Here is an 18,145-nt window from a genome sequence, read left to right as displayed (position 1 = left end):
ATTTAAAACTAATTTAATGCGAAAGGCGCGCTTAATCTGAAAGTAGGAATAGCCACTTTAAATTTCTTCTCCGTTTCTAAATTAATCATATTATAGAATCCTTTCATAGCTCCAAATGGCGATGTAAGTAGGCAGCCAGAGGTATAGGTATGCAATTCGCCGGGTTTTAAAATTGGTTTTTTACCGATAACACCTTCGCCTGAAACCATTTCAACATTATTTAGTGCGTCTAAAATAGTCCATTCTCTAGCGTATAATTGAACGGTGCTTTTGCTTTGATTTTCAATAGTCACTTTATAACCAAAAGCAAACTGAATTTTATAATCTTTATAAAAGGTGCCTTCAAAATGGGTTTCTACAGAAATTTTGATGCCTTTTGTAACTTGTTGAACCATGCTATTAATGGGTTTTCAAGGGTTTAGATGTTTGCTAATGTAATAAATATTACTCGAGAATAAAAAAAATTAGTTTATAGTCGATTAACAGACGGCTTAATTGGATATATTAACGGAATTTCCTTCACCTATACCTATTATACGGTCGTATCTGGCGCCTAAATCGCGATAATAAACCAATACCTTATAGTCATTTTCCGTTTGCCAAAAACTACCACTTATGGCACTTTCATTTATTTTACCGGTTTGATTGTCTACAATTACATATTTGTAGTTGTAAAACCCTTGTTTCAATATAATAGGCACTTCATAAATACCTTTTGTAGGATTAAAAGTCATTTTAGTAAACTCATCAACGGCATAATTATTAAAATTACCATAAACATGAACGGATTGATTTGGTGGTAATTCGTCCAATAGTAATGAAAAGTGCATCCATGCATAATCTGCTTCTATGGTTGGTTTTTCGGCATCAATAGCCGTAATTAAAAAGTTGCCATTAATGTCTGGATTGTACGTATAGGGCTTATTAAAACGCGGCACATTGGTAAATAAATAATTGCTGTACAATTCAAATAACTCTATATATTGAATGGCAGCATTGGCACCGCGAACATCTTTATTTTCAAAGTAAAAATACTCGTTGCCACCTTCAAATAAGGTTTCTTTGGTGTATTTGTAAATTAATTCGTTACCTAATGTGTATTGTGGTGGAACATTGCTAATGGCGGAATTTAAATTATTATTCTGAATAATTAAGGTTTTTACCGTTTGTAGCGGATTGTTAAATTGCAAATTCCCAGAGTTAATAACAATATCTACACTTTGCATACGCTCCACTTGCCTAACATCGCGGGAGCGTTTAATGGAAACACCAACGTTTGCTAAATTTTCCTGAACCATAAATTTTCTAGAGAAAACCAGTTCATCTAAATCATTGTAAACCTTAATCATGTAATTACCCGAAACTTTTAAGCCGCGAGTTCGCTGATTTGGAAGCCGTAAGGTGTAATGTGAATATATTTGATAGGTGTTAAACGAATTTTCGTAATTACGAATACGTTGATTGTCAATACCGTTTAAATATTCGGTTTGCATGAGCTGCGAAGGTGTCCAATCATAATCAAAATGTTCAATTTTATAATAGAAATCATCCTCATCACCATTTAGAGCATCAAACTCCAAGATTAATTGTTGGCCTAATTCTAAAATAGGAAGTTGACTTTCGCGTGTTTGACCTTGAAAGGTGATGGATTTAATATAACCCGGAGGGTTCACTTCCTGTGCTATTTGAGAAAAAACGGATTGACCACAAATTATAAGGAATACCGATAGAAAAGATTTAAACATGCAATAATTGTTTTAAGGGATAAAGATAAACAATTTTTATGCCTAAATAATTTTACTTATTTAGAATAGGTATAAATAACAAACTTCATGGAAGTCTGGTATAAAATGATGTATAATTTCGTAAATTTGCACCGATTTTTACCTCAATTAAAATCAGAATGATATTTTTTACTATTAACAAATAGATTTATAAATATGTCAAACGACATTACCATTAAAAAAGGTCTAGACATCAAGCTTAAAGGTGCTGCTGAAAAGGCGACTGAAAATGCTATTATTAGTAATTTTTGCACTGTTAGACCAGAAGACTTCCACGGTGTTACGCCAAAATTAATTGCTAAAGTTGGAACCAAAGTAAAAGCAGGAGAGCCTATTTTTTATAATAAAGCTCAAGACGCTGTTATGTTTGTTTCGCCTGTATCAGGGGAAATAGTGGACATTCCAAGAGGTGATAAACGTCGCATTTTAGCATTAAAAATCCAAGCCGATAAAGAGCAAGTTTATCTTGATCACGGTGTGTTTAATGTAGAATCTGCAACCGCAGAGGCTATTAAAGCACATTTACTAGCATCAGGATGTTGGCCTTTTATTAAGCAAAGACCGTATGATGTTATTGCAAATCCAGAAAGATCGCCAAAAGCTATTTTTATTTCAGGATATGCTTCTGCGCCTTTAGTTGCAGATTATGATTACGTACTTCAAGGAAAAGAAGCGGAACTGCAAGCGGCGGTTAATGCTTTAGGAAAATTAACGGAAGGCCAAGTACACGTTTCAGTTGCTAAAAATGGGGCTTCGCCATTAGCAGGTTTAAAAGGTGTTACAATTCATAAGGTTTCTGGTCCACATCCAGTAGGAAACGTGGGAACACAAATCAATAAAATTGATCCTGTAAATAAAGGTGAAACCGTTTGGACTATTAATCCGCAGGATTTAGTCATTATTGGTGAGTTACTTTTAACAGGTAAATTCAATGCAGAACGTTTGGTAGCATTAGTTGGCTCGTCTGTTAAAAAGCCTCGTTATTTTAAAACTAAAATTGGTAGTGAAGTTGCCACGATGGTTTATGATAATGGCGTTGATAAAGATGGAAACGATCGTATTATTTCTGGAAACGTATTATCTGGAAAACAGGTGAAACCAGACGGAAGCTTGGATTATTACAGTAATACTATTACCGTAATTCCAGAAGGTGATGATTATGAGTTTTTTGGATGGAATAAGCCCGTTTTCAATAAAATATCAACATCTAGAGCGTTAACATTCTCATGGTTAACACCAAACAAAAAATACGATTTAAATACCAATACAAATGGAGAACATAGGAATTTTGTGCTAACAGGTACGTATGAAAAAGTTTTTCCATTAGATATTTACCCACTGCAGATTTTAAAATCTTGTATGTATGAGGATTTAGACGAAATGGAAGCTTTAGGTATGTACGAAGTTGCTCCAGAAGATTTTGCTTTAACTGAATTTGTTTGCGTGTCTAAACAACCACACCAAGCCATTATCAGAAAAGGATTGGACGTGATGATAAAAGAAATTGGATAATGATTCATTTTCACTGTAAAATGAAAAATATATATAAAGATGAGTTTAAAAAGTAGTTTACATAACTTAAAGGAGAAGTACAAAGGAACCAAAATGGCTCCTGCGTTTAACGCACTTCATACTTTTTTGTATTTGCCGAATGAGACCACGCATAATGGGACTCATATTAAAGCAGCCGATGATTTAAAAAGAACCATGAATATTGTAATTATGGCTTTGGTGCCATGTTTAATATTTGGAATTTTTAATGCCGGTTATCAGCATTATTTAGCTTTAGGAGAAATTGAATCGGCTAAAGGGTTTTTAGGAGCATCGTTTTGGACTTTAGATAACTTGATTATCGGAGCCTGGACGGTATTACCATTGGTAATCGTTTCCTACGGTGTAGGTCTTGCAGTAGAATTCTTATTTGCTGTAATTAAAGGTCACGAAGTAGAAGAAGGCTATTTAGTAACAGGCATGTTAGTGCCATTAATTGTTCCAGTGGATATTCCATTATGGATGTTAGCAACAGCCGTTGTTTTTGGTGTTGTAATTGGTAAAGAAGTTTTTGGTGGTACAGGAATGAATATCCTGAACCCAGCATTAACTATTCGTGCCTTTTTGTTTTTTGCCTATCCTACTTGGATGTCGGGAGATAAGGTTTGGGTTCATGGAGCAAAAGCTTTAGAAGGGACACCAGACGCTATTTCAGGTGAAACCATTTTGGGTTCATATGCTCAAAATAATTCAGTAATGTATGACTATTGGGATATGTTTTGGGGAATTATTCCAGGCTCGGTTGGTGAAACCTCCAAAGTCTTAATAATTATTGGTGCCTTATTCTTAATCTTCACAAAAGTAGGAAGCTGGAGAATTATAGTAAGTACGCTTATTGGTGCTTTAGTTATGGGCTTAATATTCAACGGTGTTGTAGATGCTGGTTGGATATCAGAATCAAGTAAATTCTACGGGTTAATGAGTGTTCCATTCTGGCAACATTTAATCATAGGTAGTATACTCTTTGGAGCCGTTTATATGGCAACCGATCCAGTAACAGCTTCACAAACCAATAAAGGAAAATGGATTTATGGTTTCTTAATAGGATTTATATCTATTATGATTCGTGTATTTAATCCAGCTTACCCAGAAGGTGTATTCTTAGCAATTTTATTAATGAACGTTTTTGCTCCTACTATTGACCATTATGTGGTACAAGGTAATGTGAAACGTAGAATGAAGCGTTTAAAAGTTAAAACAGCATAATTATGGCAGTTAATACAGATAAAAATTCATACACGATATTTTTTGCAATTGCAATGGTAGTCGTTGTAGGTTCATTATTAGCGTTTACAGCATCGTCTTTAAGACCTAATATTGAAGAAAATGAAAGAAAAGAAAAGCAGCAGAATATATTGTATGCTTTAGGAGTAAATGAAAATGAAGGTACAGGAGATATCGCTTTTGTATCTACCAGTAAAGTTGCAGAAGCATTTGAAGCTAATATTTCTGAACAAATTGTTTTAGAAGTAAAAGATGGCAAAATCTTAAAAGAAATGAATCGTGAGGAATTCATGAGTTCTAAAGAACAAGGTGCTGGAAAAGAACCTTATTTAATAGACATTAAAAAAGAGCAATCTAAAGCTAAAAATGGTGAATCAAGATACTTGCCACTATTTAAAGGTCAGCAGGACGGTAAAACGGTTTATGTTGTGCCAATTAGAGGTAAAGGACTTTGGGATGCTATTTGGGGTTTTGTAGCTCTAGATGAAGAAATGGTTGTTAGAGGTGTGTTTTTTGATCACGCTGGTGAAACACCTGGTTTAGGTGCAAACATTAAACAACGTTATTTCATGGATGATTTCTATGGCGAAAGATTATTGACGGATGCAGGGGTATTTAAAGGAATTACCGTTGCCAAAGGAAATAATGACCCTGTAAATGCTGATAAAAATGATCACGCAGTTGATGCTATTGCAGGATCTACAATTACAGGAGATGGTGTAACTGCAATGATTAAGAAGGATTTGAAATTGTACTTACCATACTTTACGAACTTAAAAAATAACAACAATTAATTATGGCACTACTTACAAAAAAAGACCTAAAGTTAATTACGGATCCGTTATCAGATAATAACCCAATTACCATTCAAGTATTAGGTATTTGTTCTGCATTAGCAATTACAGCAGAGCTTAAACCATCTATAGTAATGAGTATTGCTGTACTTTTTGTTATGGGTGTTGGTAACGTTGTTATTTCATTAATGCGAAATATCATTCCGTCTAAAATTAGAATTATTGTACAACTAGTTGTTGTTGCATCTTTAGTTATTATTGTAGATCAGGTTTTAAAGGCTTTTCAATACGAATTAAGTAAAACACTATCCGTATTTATTGGTTTAATTATTACTAACTGTATCATTATGGGACGTTTTGAAGCATTCGCTTTAGCAAACAAGCCATGGAGATCCTTTTTAGATGGTGTTGGAAACGCATTAGGTTACGCTGTAATTTTGGTTATAGTGGGTTTCTTTAGAGAGCTTTTAGGTTCAGGGACACTGTTTGGCATTCCAGTCTTAGGAGATCCCATTGGAAGTCCAGAAACGGGACCAACAGGGGTATATGCATTTGGATATGAAAATAATGGTTTTATGCTAATGCCACCAATGGCGTTAATTATTGTGGGACTTATTATCTGGGTACAACGTAGTAGAAATAAAGATTTAATAGAAGACTAAATTAGTTAGTCGTTTTTAAAAGACCTTAAAAAACTACAGTAGAAAATTTAAAAGAATAAAAAAATGATAGAGCATTTAGAATTATTTTTCAAGTCCATTTTTATAGATAACATGGTCTTTGCGGTATTCTTAGGTATGTGTTCATACTTAGCAGTATCTAAAAAAGTTGCAACGGCCGTAGGTCTTGGAGCAGCTGTAATATTTGTATTAGCTATAACCGTACCTTTAAACTGGTTATTAGATCAGTATTTATTACAACCAGGAGCATTAGCTTGGATAGATGGAAGTGCCAACGGAGAAGGTTTCTCTGGAATGGATTTAGGCTTTCTTTCCTTTATAATGTTTATTGCAACCATTGCAACAATGGTACAATTGGTAGAAATTATTGTCGAAAAGTTTTCACCATCTTTATATAATTCACTAGGTATATTTTTACCATTAATTGCAGTAAACTGTGCTATTTTAGGTGGTTCATTATTTATGCAGTCTCGTGAAATTGAAACGTTTGGTTTAGCACTTAACTATGGAATATCTTCTGGAATTGGTTGGTTCTTGGCTATTTTAGCCATTGCAGCCATTCGTGAAAAAATTAGATATTCTAATGTGCCAGCGCCATTAAGAGGCCTAGGAATTACGTTTATAATTACAGGTTTAATGGGCATTGGATTTTTAAGTTTTGGTGGTATGTTAACCGGTGGAGATGAAGAAGGGGAACCATCAACAGAGCCAACAGCACAAGTACAAGAAATACAAACTGAAGACGCTAAAGAATTAGCTGAAAACACTAAAGTAATAGAGTAATATGATTTTAGCAACAGGAACATTAGGAACAGTAATAACGACAGTAATAGCGTTTTTAATCATAACCTTACTACTGGTAACTTTACTATTAGTTGTCAAACAAAAATTATCTCCTTCAGGTCCCGTAAAGATCTTAATTAATGGAGAACGAGAAATTGAAGTAGCTTCTGGAGATACCTTATTATCTACTTTAGGAGCTAACAAAATATTCTTACCATCTGCATGTGGTGGTGGTGGAACATGTATTCAATGTGAGTGCCATGTATTAGAAGGTGGTGGTGAAGCATTACCAACAGAAACCCCACATTTCTCTAGAAAAGAATTGGCTGAAGGAGCACGTTTATCTTGTCAGGTAAAAGTGAAACAAGACATGGAAATTTCAATTCCAGAAGAAGTATTTGGAATAAAGAAATGGGAAGCTACCGTTGTTCGTAATTATAACGTGGCATCATTTATCAAGGAGTTTGTTGTTGAAATTCCTGAAGATATGGGTTATAAAGCGGGTGGCTATATCCAGATTGAAATTCCTAGCTGTGAAATTAAATTTTCAGATATGGATATCACAGCGCATCCAGAAGAACATGACACACCAGATAAGTTTCAAGCCGAATGGGATAAATTTGCATTATGGCCATTAGTGATGAAAAACACTGAAACCGTAGAGCGTGCCTATTCTATGGCTTCTTATCCAGCTGAAGGACGCGAAATTATGCTAAACGTACGTATTGCAACACCACCTTTTGACCGAGCTAAAAACGATTGGATGGATGTAAATCCAGGTATTGCGTCGTCATATATATTTGCTCAAAAACCAGGCGATAAAGTAATTATTTCAGGCCCTTATGGTGAATTCTTTATCAACGAATCTGAAGCAGAAATGCTGTATGTTGGTGGTGGAGCAGGAATGGCGCCAATGCGTTCTCATTTATATCACTTATTCAAAACCTTAAAAACAGGTAGAAAAGTAACCTATTGGTATGGTGGACGTTCTAAACGTGAGTTATTTTATTTAGAGCACTTTAATGAGTTGGAAAGAGATTTCCCTAACTTTAAGTTCTATTTAGCGTTATCGGAACCAATGGAAGAAGATAATTGGAAAGTAAAAGAAAATATTGACGCCCCTGGTGATGGTTTCGTAGGATTCATTCACAACTGTGTAATTGATAATTACTTAAATCATCATGAGGCACCAGAAGATATCGAATTATATTTCTGTGGACCTCCATTAATGAACCAAGCGGTTCAAAAAATGGGTGAGGATTTCGGTATTCCAGATGAAAACATTCGTTTTGATGATTTTGGAGGATAATATCCGTAAAATTAAAACGTATATAAATTTAAAAACCCAACATCGTCATGTTGGGTTTTTTATTTGGAATAACTGTCAGCATAGAAATCCAATAGAGATTTAAGTTTCAATGCAATTATTCTCTTTGGTTTTTTAATAATTTGTAATTTTGCACTATGAAAAAAGAACTCACAGAACAAGAGCGTCATAATTTAGCCATGAACCATGTTGGTAAAGATTTGGAGCAACGTGGTTTTGAATTTGTAGCCATTAATAGTAAGTTAAAAAGGCATCCGCAATTTGTATGTATTGATAAAAATAATCAATATTTTTTTGTGATAATTCGGGCGGTTTTATTGCCTGATAACCCGAATAATTATGACATAGTTTGGATGGAAACCTTTAAAAAACACGCAGCTGAAAAAGATGCTAAAGTTCTCTACGCTGGCGTTGGGTTAGGCAATCCAAATGGCGAAGATTTACCTATCTATTTAAACGAAGAGTACCTTATTGAATACAACGGAATTCAAGTAATTGAAACCAACTTAAATTAAACGGTCATGGCGATCCTAGTTGTTGGCAAACAGGAATCTAGGACGTGGCAACTTCAAAAAATGAAAAAATAAATTTCAATATGAAAAAATTAGGGTTTCTATTTTTAATGCTCATTATATTGGTTTCCTGTAAACAAGAACCCACAAATACCAAGTTATCAGGACCAGTTTTTGGAACCATGTATTCGGTTATTTACGATTCGGAAGTCAATTATCAGCCACAATTTGATAGTCTGTTTGCGGTTATCAATTCATCTATGTCTACCTACATCTCAGATTCAGATATTTCAAAATTAAACCGTAATGAAACCGTTTCAGTAGATGATCATTTTCTGAATGTTTTCAACAACGCAAAAACAATTTATCACGCAACTAATGGAGCTTTCGATCCTACAATTGGAGCAGTTGTAAACGCCTGGGATTTTGGTCCTGAAGGAAAAATAATGGCTTTAGATAGTCTTAAAATTGATAGCCTCATGCTTGGTGTTGGTTTTAATAAGGTTTCCATTAAAAATAATACCATTACCAAACCCGCTAGTACTTTTATAGATTTTAATGCCATAGCCAAAGGGTATGGCGTGGATGTAATTGGTTTATTTTTAGAATCAAAAAATGTTAAAAATTATTTAGTTGAAATTGGTGGTGAAATCCGAACGCGTGGTACCAATATAGAAAAACAAAGCAGTTGGAAAGTGGGTGTAGAAATGCCACATTTTGATGGTGAACAATCCATTTTAAACGCCATAAGCTTAAAAAATGAGTCTATGGCAACATCAGGAACTTACCGGAAGTTTAAAATTGATGACCAAGGAAATCGCTACTCTCATATTATCGATACCAAAACAGGATATCCTAGTAAAACCAATTTGCTGAGTATTTCAGTCATTGCAGAAAATTGTATGATTGCTGATGCGTATGCTACCGCTTTTAAAGCCATGGGAATAGAAAAAGTTGAGGAATTTTTAAAAGCACATCCCGAATTAAAAGTGTTTTTAATTTTTGAGAATGACCTAAACGAATTCGAAACGGTTTCTATAAATGGTTTTCCTGAAAATTAGTGTTTTTACACCTTCAACCTTCTGAAAATTAAGTTTATAGTTATATAACGTGTTTTTTATAGTAATAATTTAACATATTAACGAAAACTTCTGGTTACACATTTTTTCTTTGTAAACTTCTTGTTATTTTAGATTATAACATGTTGATACACATCTGCTCCGATACGTATCCCGTATATTTTCTAATTAAATCGTTTGTATGAAATTTTTATTTACTCCTGTATTCCTGTTGTTTTTAGCATTGCCTGTTTTTTCACAATCTGATGCCGAAATTGGTGCTATTTATGTCGAGAAGTCCGAAGCAAGTTTATTGGAAGGCGATTTAGATAGCGCATTGGAATACTTTAGTAAAGCTAGACGCTATATTAAGGAAATTGAAGATAGTAATGTAGCCCGAGTTGGCGCTATGGTTAGTAATGAGGTTCGCGATTATACAAAAGCTAAAATTTTAACCCAACTGTATTTTGATTTGAATCCAGATAACAAAACCTCCGAATATCAGGATATGTTATTAATGTATGTAAATATTGAAGAAGCTATGGAAGCCATCGCTATTGAAGATGAAAAATTGCGACTTGAAAAATTGGAGCAGGAAAGACAACAACGACGGTTAGATTCTTTAACAGCCATTTGGACCGCAGAATACGAAACCTTTTTAATTAATATGGATAGTATTAGTGCCTTTAATTCATATAATATAGCTGTTTATTTTAAGGGTGGAAACGTTGGAATTATGGATCATTTAGGTCAGGTTTTGGTAGAGGCAAATACGTATAAAGAAGCTATAGAATATGATGGCTTTGTTCTTTTATTAGATAATGTGGAGCGTCCTACACGAATATATGCATATAACGCAGCTTCTAAAGACGGTTACCAATTACCAAGCGTTACCCAATTTTTACCGCAAGCTTATGATTTTGGACATGTTATGTTACCGCGCTCAAATGGTATGCTAGTAACCTACCCAAGTAATGCCAACAATGTGTTTATTTACGATTTAAACACGAAAAAATATATGGCCAATCCCAATATGGAAGATCAATTAAAGACCATGAAGAAAAATGATATTATTGATAGATTCAATAGTGATTTGGAAATTAGAATGGATAAAAATTGGTACACTATAGGAAATGCGCTTGGTGGAGGTTTACATCCTATTTATAATAGTAAAAAGGAACTTCATGGGTTTTTAAACACTTACAATGGAAAAATGTTTGATGCCTCGTATTACAAATTTGTAGGGCCTTTTTGTTCTGGGAAATATCAAATTATTGAGGACGGTAATAGTTTATGGATGGATACTGAAGGCGTTAAATTTGAAACTTTAGAAAATAAAAGTGGTACATATTCTGGGAATTCGAAATTTGTCAAAAACACGAATGGCACTTTTCAAATTCTTAAGGAAGTGGACGGAAAGGACCATTTAATTTTTAAAGATAAGTCCTTGGTAGTTTTGGAAGATTTTTTAATTAAAAATAATGTTGGAAATTCAGGAGCTCAAAAATAAATAGCTTAAACAGCATTTATTTATCATTCCGCTTTAAATTACCAATAAAAACGCATTAACCAGTATCAAAAACCAGCCAGCAACTAAAAGCAAGCCGCCAATAGGTGTGATTGGTCCTAAAACCCGAAGCTTTTTTCCTATAGCATCAGATAATACCAATCCATAAATACTGAAAGAAAATAAAATAATACCAATAGTAAAGCACCAGTAGGTTGTGGCGGTTACGGTGTAAGGGCTAAAACCTAATGCTAATAATACAATGGCATGATACATTTGGTATTTCACGCCAACTTCAAAACTTTGTAATTGATCTGGAGATAATGTTTTCTTTAAAGCATGTGCGCCAAAGGCACCAAAAATTACGGCTAACATTCCAAAAATTGCAGCTGTTGCAGTTATAATTTGATGTGTCATTTTAGTTGGTTTTAGAAGTTCAGTTTAAGTACTATTTAAATTAATAGTTAAAATTTTCTAACTATAAAATCAGTATTAGTTATTAAAAAAAAAGGCAAGATTTCTCTGTAAAATTCTGCGCACATTTCGGCTTTTATCCTATGATAAGTTGTCATTCAATCTTTATTTATAAACAACCGGAATAATTTCGCCTTTGGCCAAGCAATAGCGTTCTATTTCAGGATCAGAAAGTGTAGACGTATAATCCAATTCTTCAACTTTAAATCCCACGTTTCGGAGTTTATCAAAATAATCACGACCATAAATTCTAACATGATCATATTGCCCAAAAATGGCAGCACGTTCTTTTTTATCGGTAATGCTATCATCTTCAAAAGTACTATCGCGATTTAAATCTTGTGGAATTTGAAATATGCCATAACCACCAGGTTTCATAACTCTGAACAATTCTTGCATGGCTTTAGTATCATCTGGAATATGCTCCAAAACATGATTGCATAAAATAATATCATAACTATTGTCTTCAAAGGGAAGATTGCAAATATCTGCTTTCACATCTGCAATTGGCGACTCTAAATCTGTTGTTGTATAGTTGAGGTTATTAAGTTTTTGAAAGCGTTTTAAAAAACATTGTTCTGGTGCAAAATGAAGCACACTTTTTTTAGCGGTAAAAAATTCGGTATCATTTTGTAAATAAAGCCAAAGTAATCTATGGCGTTCTAAAGAAAGGGTAGAAGGTGATAGCACATTATCACGCTGGTTCCCGTAACCGTATGGTAGAAACGCTTTAAAACTTTTGCCATCAATAGGGTCTGTATAGGTATTGCCTTTCATGAGAAAAGCTAAAATAGGACGTACTAAATAGCTTAACCTAATTAATATAGGTCTAGGAATAACGTTAAGAATTGTTTTAAAAAGTTGCTTCATTATTAAAGCACTAACGCCTTCTGTCTAAACGCATCCTCCTCATCACTCACAATCCCTAAAGCCTCATAAATATATCCAAACGTAGAAAGCAATTCAGGTTTGCCATCAACAATAGCTACATCATGTTCAAAATGAGCCGACGGTTTATTGTCTAAAGTAGTAATGGTCCAACCATCACGATGTTGTTTTATTCTATGAGTTCCCATGTTTATCATAGGTTCAATAGCAACTACTTGGCCTTCCACAAACTTCTTGCCACGACCACGTTTACCATAGTTTGGCATTTCGGGATCTTCATGCATTTTACGGCCTATGCCGTGTCCTACTAATTCACGAACCACACCATAACCTCTGTCTTCACAGTATTTTTGAATAGCATAACCAACATCTCCAACACGATTACCAACTTTAAATTCACGAATCCCTTCATATAAAGATTGCTTGGTAACATCTAAAAGCGTTTGAATTTCAGGAGCTATTTCGCCAACAGCAAATGTGTAGGCGTGATCACCATAAAAGTTGTTTTTTATGGCACCACAGTCTATAGAAATAATATCGCCTTCTTGCAAAGGTTCATTTGTTGGGAACCCATGGACAACTTGTGAGTTTGGACTCATACAAAGCGTATTTGGAAAATCATACAAGCCTAAAAATCCAGGTATAGCACCTTGCTCCCTAATAAAATCTTCGGCCAATTTATCTAATTGTAATGTGGTAACACCCGGCTTTACCTCTTTGGCAAGCATTCCTAAAGTTTTAGATACAATTAAAGCACTTTCACGCATTAATTCTATCTCTTCTCTTGTTTTTACTATAATCATAATTCAAAAATATGGGCAAAGATACTTAATTTAAACAAGCTATGTAATCTTTAGGAATATGACTTTTGACAGCTTTTATTTCATTCTTTTTCTCGAACTTTGCACTTTAAAATTGGAACCTATGTATAAGTCAGTTTCGGCGCAAGAGGCCGTAAAAATCGTAAAATCAAATAGTAAAATTTATATTCAAGCAGCTGCCGCAGCACCGCAAGTTTTACTTCGTGCTTTAACAGAAAGACATGAAGAATTACGCAATGTAGAAATTTGTCAGCTACACACCGAAGGTGATGCCCCTTATGCGAACCCAGAATATCGGGATAGTTTTCATGTGAATTCCTTTTTTATAGGAAAAAATGTGCGGCACACCTTGAAAGCAGGAAACGGTTCATATACGCCTGTTTTTTTAAGTGAATTACCTTTGCTTTTTAAACGTAATATTGTGGATTTACAATATGCTTTTATTCATGTGTCCGTACCTGATAAACATGGTTATTGCTCTTTAGGTGTTTCTGTTGAAGCAACGTTAGCCGCTATTGATAATGCAGATGTTGTTATAGCACAAGTAAATGTACAAATGCCAAGAACCCATGGCGCGGGAATTATTCACCATTCTGAAATTGATGTTTTTGTAGATTGTGATGAAGCTTTACCAACGCATGACATGGTAACGCCTTCCGAAATTGAAAGTAAAATTGGAACCCATGTAGCGGGTTTAATTGAAGATAGAAGTACACTTCAAATGGGAATTGGTAATATTCCAAATGCCGTTTTAACACGCTTAACGAATCATAAAGATTTAGGCCTGCATACGGAAATGTTTTCCGATGGTGTTATTGATTTAATTTTGAACGATGTCATTAACGGAAACTATAAAGGCATTAATCGTGGTCGCGCTTTAACAACCTTTTTAATGGGTTCCAAGCGACTTTATGACTATGTAGATGATAATCCATTTGTAGAAATGCGGGCTTCTAATTACACAAATGATGTGTCTATTATAAAACGAAATCCTAAAATGGTGGCTATAAACTCTGCTATAGAGGTGGATGTTACGGGACAAGTTTGTGCAGATTCTATTGGAGCACACATGTACTCCGGTGTTGGTGGGCAAATGGATTTTATTCGTGGTGCTTCCTTAAGTGAAGGCGGAAAAGCAATTATTGCTTTGCCATCTACAACAAAATCTGGAATTAGTAGAATTGTTCCAAGTTTAAAACCTGGAGCTGGTGTGGTAACAACCCGATCGCATGTGCATTATGTGGTTACGGAATATGGTATTGCCAATTTGTACGGGAAAACTATTAAAGAACGCGTGAAAGCATTAGTAAATATAGCACATCCTGATCATCAAGAGACTGTTGATAAAAGTTACTTTGAATTAATAAGAGGATAAATTTTATCTTCTAAAAAAGGAAAATAATCCTTTCTTTTTTGGAAGTTTATGAGGATGGTACTTTGGGTTGGCAAGCAATTGATAAATTTCACCCCAACCCAAAAGACCACCTATATTTCTGTCATCTACAAAAATGTCCGCATGGATTTTTCGACTTTTCGTATAATCGAATTGCTCTTCCGGAAAACTTTTATTTACAGCATAAAATTCCAAGCCATTTTCTTTACAAAACGCAACAGCTTCTGCTAAACGAATATCGCTTCTATATGTCCATAAAATTATTCTGTGACCTTCTTTTTGCAAGCGTTCAAGTGTTTCAAAAGCAAATAGTTTAGGCTTTCCAATTTTTGGATAGGCATCTTCTACAATGGTTCCATCAAAATCGACGGCTATAATAAGTTTATCGGTGAAATTCATAGATTACATCTAATTCCTAAAATACAAAATTAAGCTTATATAAGAGGATGTTGCGTCATGGCTTCCGGTTGTGGAACTCCCATGAGTTTTAAAATTGTTGGTGCTAAATCGCCCAAAACCCCATCTTTAATAGATTTTAAATCCTTGTCAATTAAAATTATTGGAACTGGATTTGTGGTATGTGCTGTATTTGGTGAGCCATCTGGATTTATCATGGTCTCGCAATTACCATGGTCGGCAATTAGTAATGTGGTATAGTTATTTTCAAGCGCTGTTGTTATAACATCTCTAACGCACGTATCCACCACTTCACAAGCTTTTATTGCTGCAGCCATAACACCTGTATGACCAACCATATCTCCATTTGCAAAATTTAAACAGACGAAATCTACATCGCCTTTCTGCAATTCTGGAATTAAAGCATCACGCAATTCGTAGGCACTCATTTCGGGTTTTAAATCGTAGGTAGCTACTTTTGGGGAGTTTCTTAAAATTCGAGTTTCACCTGTAAACGGTGTTTCACGACCACCAGAAAAGAAAAATGTTACGTGTGGATATTTTTCAGTTTCGGCAATCCGAATCTGTTTCTTATTGTGCTTTTCTAAAACTTCGCCAAGCGTATTATTTAGATTGTCTTTATGATACACGACGTGAACGTTATTATAAGTGTCATCATAACTCGTCATGGTTACAAAATACAAATTAAGCTTATGCATATTTTGCTCATGAAAATCCACTTGCGAAAGTGCTTCCGTTAACTCACGACCTCTATCTGTTCTAAAATTGAAAAAGATTACTACGTCGCCATCCTTGATGGTTGCTTTTGGTTGATTTTGCCCATCAACCATAACTATAGGTTTTATAAACTCATCTGTAATACCGGCATCATAACTTTGTTGAATAGCGTCCGTGGCATTTTTTGCTGGAGTTCCTATGCCATTCACCAAAACATCATACGCTAACTTAATACGCTCCCAACGTTGATCCCGATCCATGGCATAATATCTACCCGTAATACTGGCTAATTCGGTTGGTGAATTAATTATAAAATTTTCTAATTTTGAAATAAAATCAAAACCTGACTTTGGGTCCACATCACGACCATCTGTAAAGGCATGAACATACGAATTGGTAACACCGGCTTGATTGGCCGCATCAACTAATCCGTATAAATGATTAATATGAGAATGCACACCACCATCACTTACCAAACCTACAAAATGAACAGGTTTGTTATGAATGTTTGCGTAGTTAAAGGCATCCATTAAGGTGTGCTCGTCTTTGAGGGTATTATTCTTTACGGCCAAATTAATTTTCACCAAATCTTGATATACAATGCGTCCAGCGCCAAGATTCATGTGACCCACTTCGCTATTTCCCATTTGACCTTCAGGGAGTCCAACATGCAAGCCATCGGTTCGTAAACTAGCATGTGGATATTTAGAATATAGAGAATCTATAAATGGTGTGTTGGCATGATCTATAGCGGAAACTTTAGGGTCGGGAGATTTCCCCCAACCGTCTAAAATCATTAATATCACTTTTTTATCCATGGTAAAAATGCTAATAATTTAAAGCACAAAGATAGGCGTTTATTATTTCTTTGGTTTCAAAATTAAGCCTGAAAATGCTCGTGAGTTTATAATTGAGGTCTAAAAACAGCAGGTTGCTTTAAATTGTTTTTCACACGTAAAAAAGTTTTTTAGTCATCAAAAAATGAATACCAATACTTTCAATATTAAAGCTGTCTCCTTCAATTTGATAGCCATGATTTGCATAGAATTTGGTGGCCACTTCGCGCGCATTAAACCATAATCTGTCAACCTTCATTTTTAATAATTTCGCTTCACCTGCCCGAATTAAAAGTGCTCCCAAGCCTTTTTGTTGATGATTTTTTAAAATAGCCATACCTCGTAATTGATACTGTAGTTCTTCAGGAAAAACGGCGTTTTTATTTTTTATATACGTGGCAACGCCAATAATAGTTTCCTTATAAAATAATCCTAAATGGCATGTTGATGCTAACTTGTCACCTTCAAAAACACAATCTTCAATAGGTCTACCGGCTCTTAAAACCGGTTGTCTAACAGCATAGGTTTCTTCAGCAGAAATAGGCTTAACACAATAGTTAAATTGGTCTATTTTATGGAAATTAGTTGTCATACTTATGTTAAATGCTGTAAGCTAGTATCCGTTTTAATTTCATAAGGTTCCTTTTCATATTCAAAAATTCGAGCATCTAAAGTTCCTTTCAAGGTGATGGATTTACCTTTTACTTCTAACCAACTACCTTCACGTAATCCAACAACAGGAAATGTGTTGTATGCATGAAATTCTTTAATTCGTGTTTCGCGGGTTTCACCCATGTGTTTGGTATTCGGGATGGGATCTAGATAATGAGGATTAATATTAAATGGTACAAAGGCTAGTGCCTTAAACGTTGGCGGATATACAATAGGCATATCATTGGTGGTATTAATAGTTAAACCGCAAATATTACTGCCAGCGCTAGTTCCTAAATATGGTATGCCGGCATGAATGGCATTTTTTAAAGCTTCCATACAGTTGTTTTTATACAATTGAGAAAGCAAAACAAAGGTATTACCTCCACCTGTAAAAATACCTTCAGCTTGATTTATTGCTTCGGTAGCCGATTCAAACTCATGAATCCCAATCACGTTTTTATTAATTTTTTGAAAAGCCTCACGTGCTTTTTGGGTATACTCATCATGCGACATACCGCCTGGTCGTGCATAAGGAATAAATAAAATAGTTTGGCAATCTTTAAAAAACACCTGCAATTCTTCCAATAAATAATCTAAATATCCACTACCATGAATAGTTGATGTGCTTGCAATAAGTAATTGTTTCATAAGCCAAATTTTTGTAAATTTAAGTAAACATTGGATTTAACAAAAGTTTATCTACTATTTGCATTTTAATTAAGATT

Annotated in this window: 19 protein-coding genes; 10 read left to right on the top strand and 9 right to left on the bottom strand. The window is 34.6% G+C overall.

The window, feature by feature from the left end; genetic code table 11:
• Nucleotides 1-8: 8 nt before the first annotated feature.
• A complete protein-coding gene (apaG, locus tag GMA17_RS10040) occupies nt 9-395 on the bottom strand; it encodes a Co2+/Mg2+ efflux protein ApaG (RefSeq protein ID WP_248395614.1) in 387 nt (128 codons plus the stop codon).
• Nucleotides 396-491: 96 nt separating this feature from the next.
• The gene (locus tag GMA17_RS10035; protein ID WP_248395612.1) at nt 492-1,745 is read right to left on the bottom strand and encodes a DUF5103 domain-containing protein; all 1,254 of its coding nucleotides are present in this window, start codon (nt 1,743-1,745) and stop codon (nt 492-494) included.
• A gap of 195 nt (nt 1,746-1,940) precedes the next feature.
• On the opposite strand from GMA17_RS10035, the gene GMA17_RS10030 reads away from it, so the two are divergent.
• The 9 genes from GMA17_RS10030 (at nt 1,941) to GMA17_RS09990 (ending at nt 11,223) form a co-directional block, all read left to right on the top strand.
• Complete coding sequence (locus GMA17_RS10030) at nt 1,941-3,296, top strand: Na(+)-translocating NADH-quinone reductase subunit A (protein WP_248395610.1); 1,356 nt, start codon at nt 1,941-1,943, stop codon at nt 3,294-3,296.
• A 39-nt stretch (nt 3,297-3,335) separates the two neighbouring features.
• Nucleotides 3,336-4,541 carry an NADH:ubiquinone reductase (Na(+)-transporting) subunit B gene (locus GMA17_RS10025; RefSeq protein ID WP_248395608.1) on the top strand — a complete coding sequence of 402 codons (1,206 nt, stop codon included), beginning with the start codon at nt 3,336-3,338 and terminating at the stop codon, nt 4,539-4,541.
• Between the two features lie 2 nt (nt 4,542-4,543).
• Nucleotides 4,544-5,353, top strand: coding sequence for a Na(+)-translocating NADH-quinone reductase subunit C (locus GMA17_RS10020; protein ID WP_248395606.1), 810 nt, complete (start codon nt 4,544-4,546; stop codon nt 5,351-5,353).
• Nucleotides 5,354-5,355: 2 nt separating this feature from the next.
• Nucleotides 5,356-6,015, top strand: coding sequence for an NADH:ubiquinone reductase (Na(+)-transporting) subunit D (locus tag GMA17_RS10015; protein ID WP_248395603.1), 660 nt, complete (start codon nt 5,356-5,358; stop codon nt 6,013-6,015).
• A 63-nt stretch (nt 6,016-6,078) separates the two neighbouring features.
• Nucleotides 6,079-6,816 (top strand): NADH:ubiquinone reductase (Na(+)-transporting) subunit E, encoded by a 738-nt coding sequence (gene nqrE / locus GMA17_RS10010; protein ID WP_248395601.1) that lies wholly within the window; start codon nt 6,079-6,081, stop codon nt 6,814-6,816.
• A gap of 1 nt (nt 6,817) precedes the next feature.
• Entirely contained in the window at nt 6,818-8,125 is a 1,308-nt protein-coding gene (gene nqrF / locus GMA17_RS10005) for an NADH:ubiquinone reductase (Na(+)-transporting) subunit F (protein WP_248395599.1), read from the top strand.
• A gap of 155 nt (nt 8,126-8,280) precedes the next feature.
• A complete protein-coding gene (locus tag GMA17_RS10000) occupies nt 8,281-8,658 on the top strand; it encodes a Na(+)-translocating NADH-quinone reductase subunit F (RefSeq protein ID WP_248395597.1) in 378 nt (125 codons plus the stop codon).
• 80 nt (nt 8,659-8,738) lie between these two features.
• Nucleotides 8,739-9,716: an FAD:protein FMN transferase gene (locus GMA17_RS09995; protein ID WP_248395594.1), complete on the top strand. Its 978-nt coding sequence runs from the start codon at nt 8,739-8,741 to the stop codon at nt 9,714-9,716.
• Between the two features lie 199 nt (nt 9,717-9,915).
• Entirely contained in the window at nt 9,916-11,223 is a 1,308-nt protein-coding gene (locus GMA17_RS09990; protein WP_248395591.1) for a hypothetical protein, read from the top strand.
• A 33-nt stretch (nt 11,224-11,256) separates the two neighbouring features.
• On the opposite strand, the gene GMA17_RS09985 is transcribed toward GMA17_RS09990, so the two are convergent.
• From GMA17_RS09985 to map, 3 genes are all read right to left on the bottom strand, one after another.
• Nucleotides 11,257-11,637 carry a DUF423 domain-containing protein gene (locus GMA17_RS09985; RefSeq protein ID WP_248395588.1) on the bottom strand — a complete coding sequence of 127 codons (381 nt, stop codon included), beginning with the start codon at nt 11,635-11,637 and terminating at the stop codon, nt 11,257-11,259.
• A 162-nt stretch (nt 11,638-11,799) separates the two neighbouring features.
• Complete coding sequence (locus tag GMA17_RS09980; RefSeq protein ID WP_248395586.1) at nt 11,800-12,564, bottom strand: class I SAM-dependent methyltransferase; 765 nt, start codon at nt 12,562-12,564, stop codon at nt 11,800-11,802.
• 2 nt (nt 12,565-12,566) lie between these two features.
• The gene (gene map / locus GMA17_RS09975; RefSeq protein WP_248395583.1) at nt 12,567-13,385 is read right to left on the bottom strand and encodes a type I methionyl aminopeptidase; all 819 of its coding nucleotides are present in this window, start codon (nt 13,383-13,385) and stop codon (nt 12,567-12,569) included.
• A gap of 121 nt (nt 13,386-13,506) precedes the next feature.
• Here map and GMA17_RS09970 point away from each other — a divergent pair, with 121 nt between their 5' ends.
• Complete coding sequence (locus GMA17_RS09970) at nt 13,507-14,778, top strand: acetyl-CoA hydrolase/transferase family protein (RefSeq protein ID WP_248395581.1); 1,272 nt, start codon at nt 13,507-13,509, stop codon at nt 14,776-14,778.
• 3 nt (nt 14,779-14,781) lie between these two features.
• Here GMA17_RS09970 and GMA17_RS09965 read toward each other — a convergent pair whose 3' ends face one another.
• The 4 genes from GMA17_RS09965 to pepE all read right to left on the bottom strand — a co-directional run bounded on the left by GMA17_RS09965 (nt 14,782) and on the right by pepE (nt 18,068).
• The gene (locus tag GMA17_RS09965) at nt 14,782-15,195 is read right to left on the bottom strand and encodes a BT0820 family HAD-type phosphatase (protein WP_248395579.1); all 414 of its coding nucleotides are present in this window, start codon (nt 15,193-15,195) and stop codon (nt 14,782-14,784) included.
• A gap of 35 nt (nt 15,196-15,230) precedes the next feature.
• Complete coding sequence (gene gpmI / locus GMA17_RS09960) at nt 15,231-16,748, bottom strand: 2,3-bisphosphoglycerate-independent phosphoglycerate mutase (protein ID WP_248395577.1); 1,518 nt, start codon at nt 16,746-16,748, stop codon at nt 15,231-15,233.
• Between the two features lie 130 nt (nt 16,749-16,878).
• Complete coding sequence (locus GMA17_RS09955) at nt 16,879-17,358, bottom strand: GNAT family N-acetyltransferase (RefSeq protein WP_248395575.1); 480 nt, start codon at nt 17,356-17,358, stop codon at nt 16,879-16,881.
• A 2-nt stretch (nt 17,359-17,360) separates the two neighbouring features.
• The gene (gene pepE / locus GMA17_RS09950) at nt 17,361-18,068 is read right to left on the bottom strand and encodes a dipeptidase PepE (RefSeq protein ID WP_248395573.1); all 708 of its coding nucleotides are present in this window, start codon (nt 18,066-18,068) and stop codon (nt 17,361-17,363) included.
• Between the last annotated feature and the right edge of the window lie 77 nt (nt 18,069-18,145).

The sequence above is a fragment of the Bizionia sp. M204 genome (assembly GCF_023205095.1).
GTDB classification, from domain to species: Bacteria; Bacteroidota; Bacteroidia; order Flavobacteriales; family Flavobacteriaceae; genus Algorimicrobium; species Algorimicrobium hallyeonense.
The sequence above is the reverse complement of the archived record's forward strand: the minus strand, read 5'-3'. Positions and strand labels throughout refer to the sequence as shown.

Coding starts and splice junctions, on each gene's coding strand:
- GMA17_RS09995 (WP_248395594.1), top strand. CDS start 8,739: ATGAAAAAATTAGGGTTTCTATTTTTAATGCTCATTATATTGGTTTCC.
- map (WP_248395583.1), bottom strand. CDS start 13,385: ATGATTATAGTAAAAACAAGAGAAGAGATAGAATTAATGCGTGAAAGT.
- GMA17_RS09985 (WP_248395588.1), bottom strand. CDS start 11,637: ATGACACATCAAATTATAACTGCAACAGCTGCAATTTTTGGAATGTTA.
- GMA17_RS09980 (WP_248395586.1), bottom strand. CDS start 12,564: ATGAAGCAACTTTTTAAAACAATTCTTAACGTTATTCCTAGACCTATA.
- pepE (WP_248395573.1), bottom strand. CDS start 18,068: ATGAAACAATTACTTATTGCAAGCACATCAACTATTCATGGTAGTGGA.
- GMA17_RS10030 (WP_248395610.1), top strand. CDS start 1,941: ATGTCAAACGACATTACCATTAAAAAAGGTCTAGACATCAAGCTTAAA.
- GMA17_RS09955 (WP_248395575.1), bottom strand. CDS start 17,358: ATGACAACTAATTTCCATAAAATAGACCAATTTAACTATTGTGTTAAG.
- GMA17_RS09965 (WP_248395579.1), bottom strand. CDS start 15,195: ATGAATTTCACCGATAAACTTATTATAGCCGTCGATTTTGATGGAACC.
- nqrE (WP_248395601.1), top strand. CDS start 6,079: ATGATAGAGCATTTAGAATTATTTTTCAAGTCCATTTTTATAGATAAC.
- GMA17_RS10020 (WP_248395606.1), top strand. CDS start 4,544: ATGGCAGTTAATACAGATAAAAATTCATACACGATATTTTTTGCAATT.
- gpmI (WP_248395577.1), bottom strand. CDS start 16,748: ATGGATAAAAAAGTGATATTAATGATTTTAGACGGTTGGGGGAAATCT.
- nqrF (WP_248395599.1), top strand. CDS start 6,818: ATGATTTTAGCAACAGGAACATTAGGAACAGTAATAACGACAGTAATA.
- GMA17_RS09990 (WP_248395591.1), top strand. CDS start 9,916: ATGAAATTTTTATTTACTCCTGTATTCCTGTTGTTTTTAGCATTGCCT.
- GMA17_RS10015 (WP_248395603.1), top strand. CDS start 5,356: ATGGCACTACTTACAAAAAAAGACCTAAAGTTAATTACGGATCCGTTA.
- GMA17_RS10025 (WP_248395608.1), top strand. CDS start 3,336: ATGAGTTTAAAAAGTAGTTTACATAACTTAAAGGAGAAGTACAAAGGA.
- GMA17_RS09970 (WP_248395581.1), top strand. CDS start 13,507: ATGTATAAGTCAGTTTCGGCGCAAGAGGCCGTAAAAATCGTAAAATCA.
- GMA17_RS10035 (WP_248395612.1), bottom strand. CDS start 1,745: ATGTTTAAATCTTTTCTATCGGTATTCCTTATAATTTGTGGTCAATCC.
- GMA17_RS10000 (WP_248395597.1), top strand. CDS start 8,281: ATGAAAAAAGAACTCACAGAACAAGAGCGTCATAATTTAGCCATGAAC.
- apaG (WP_248395614.1), bottom strand. CDS start 395: ATGGTTCAACAAGTTACAAAAGGCATCAAAATTTCTGTAGAAACCCAT.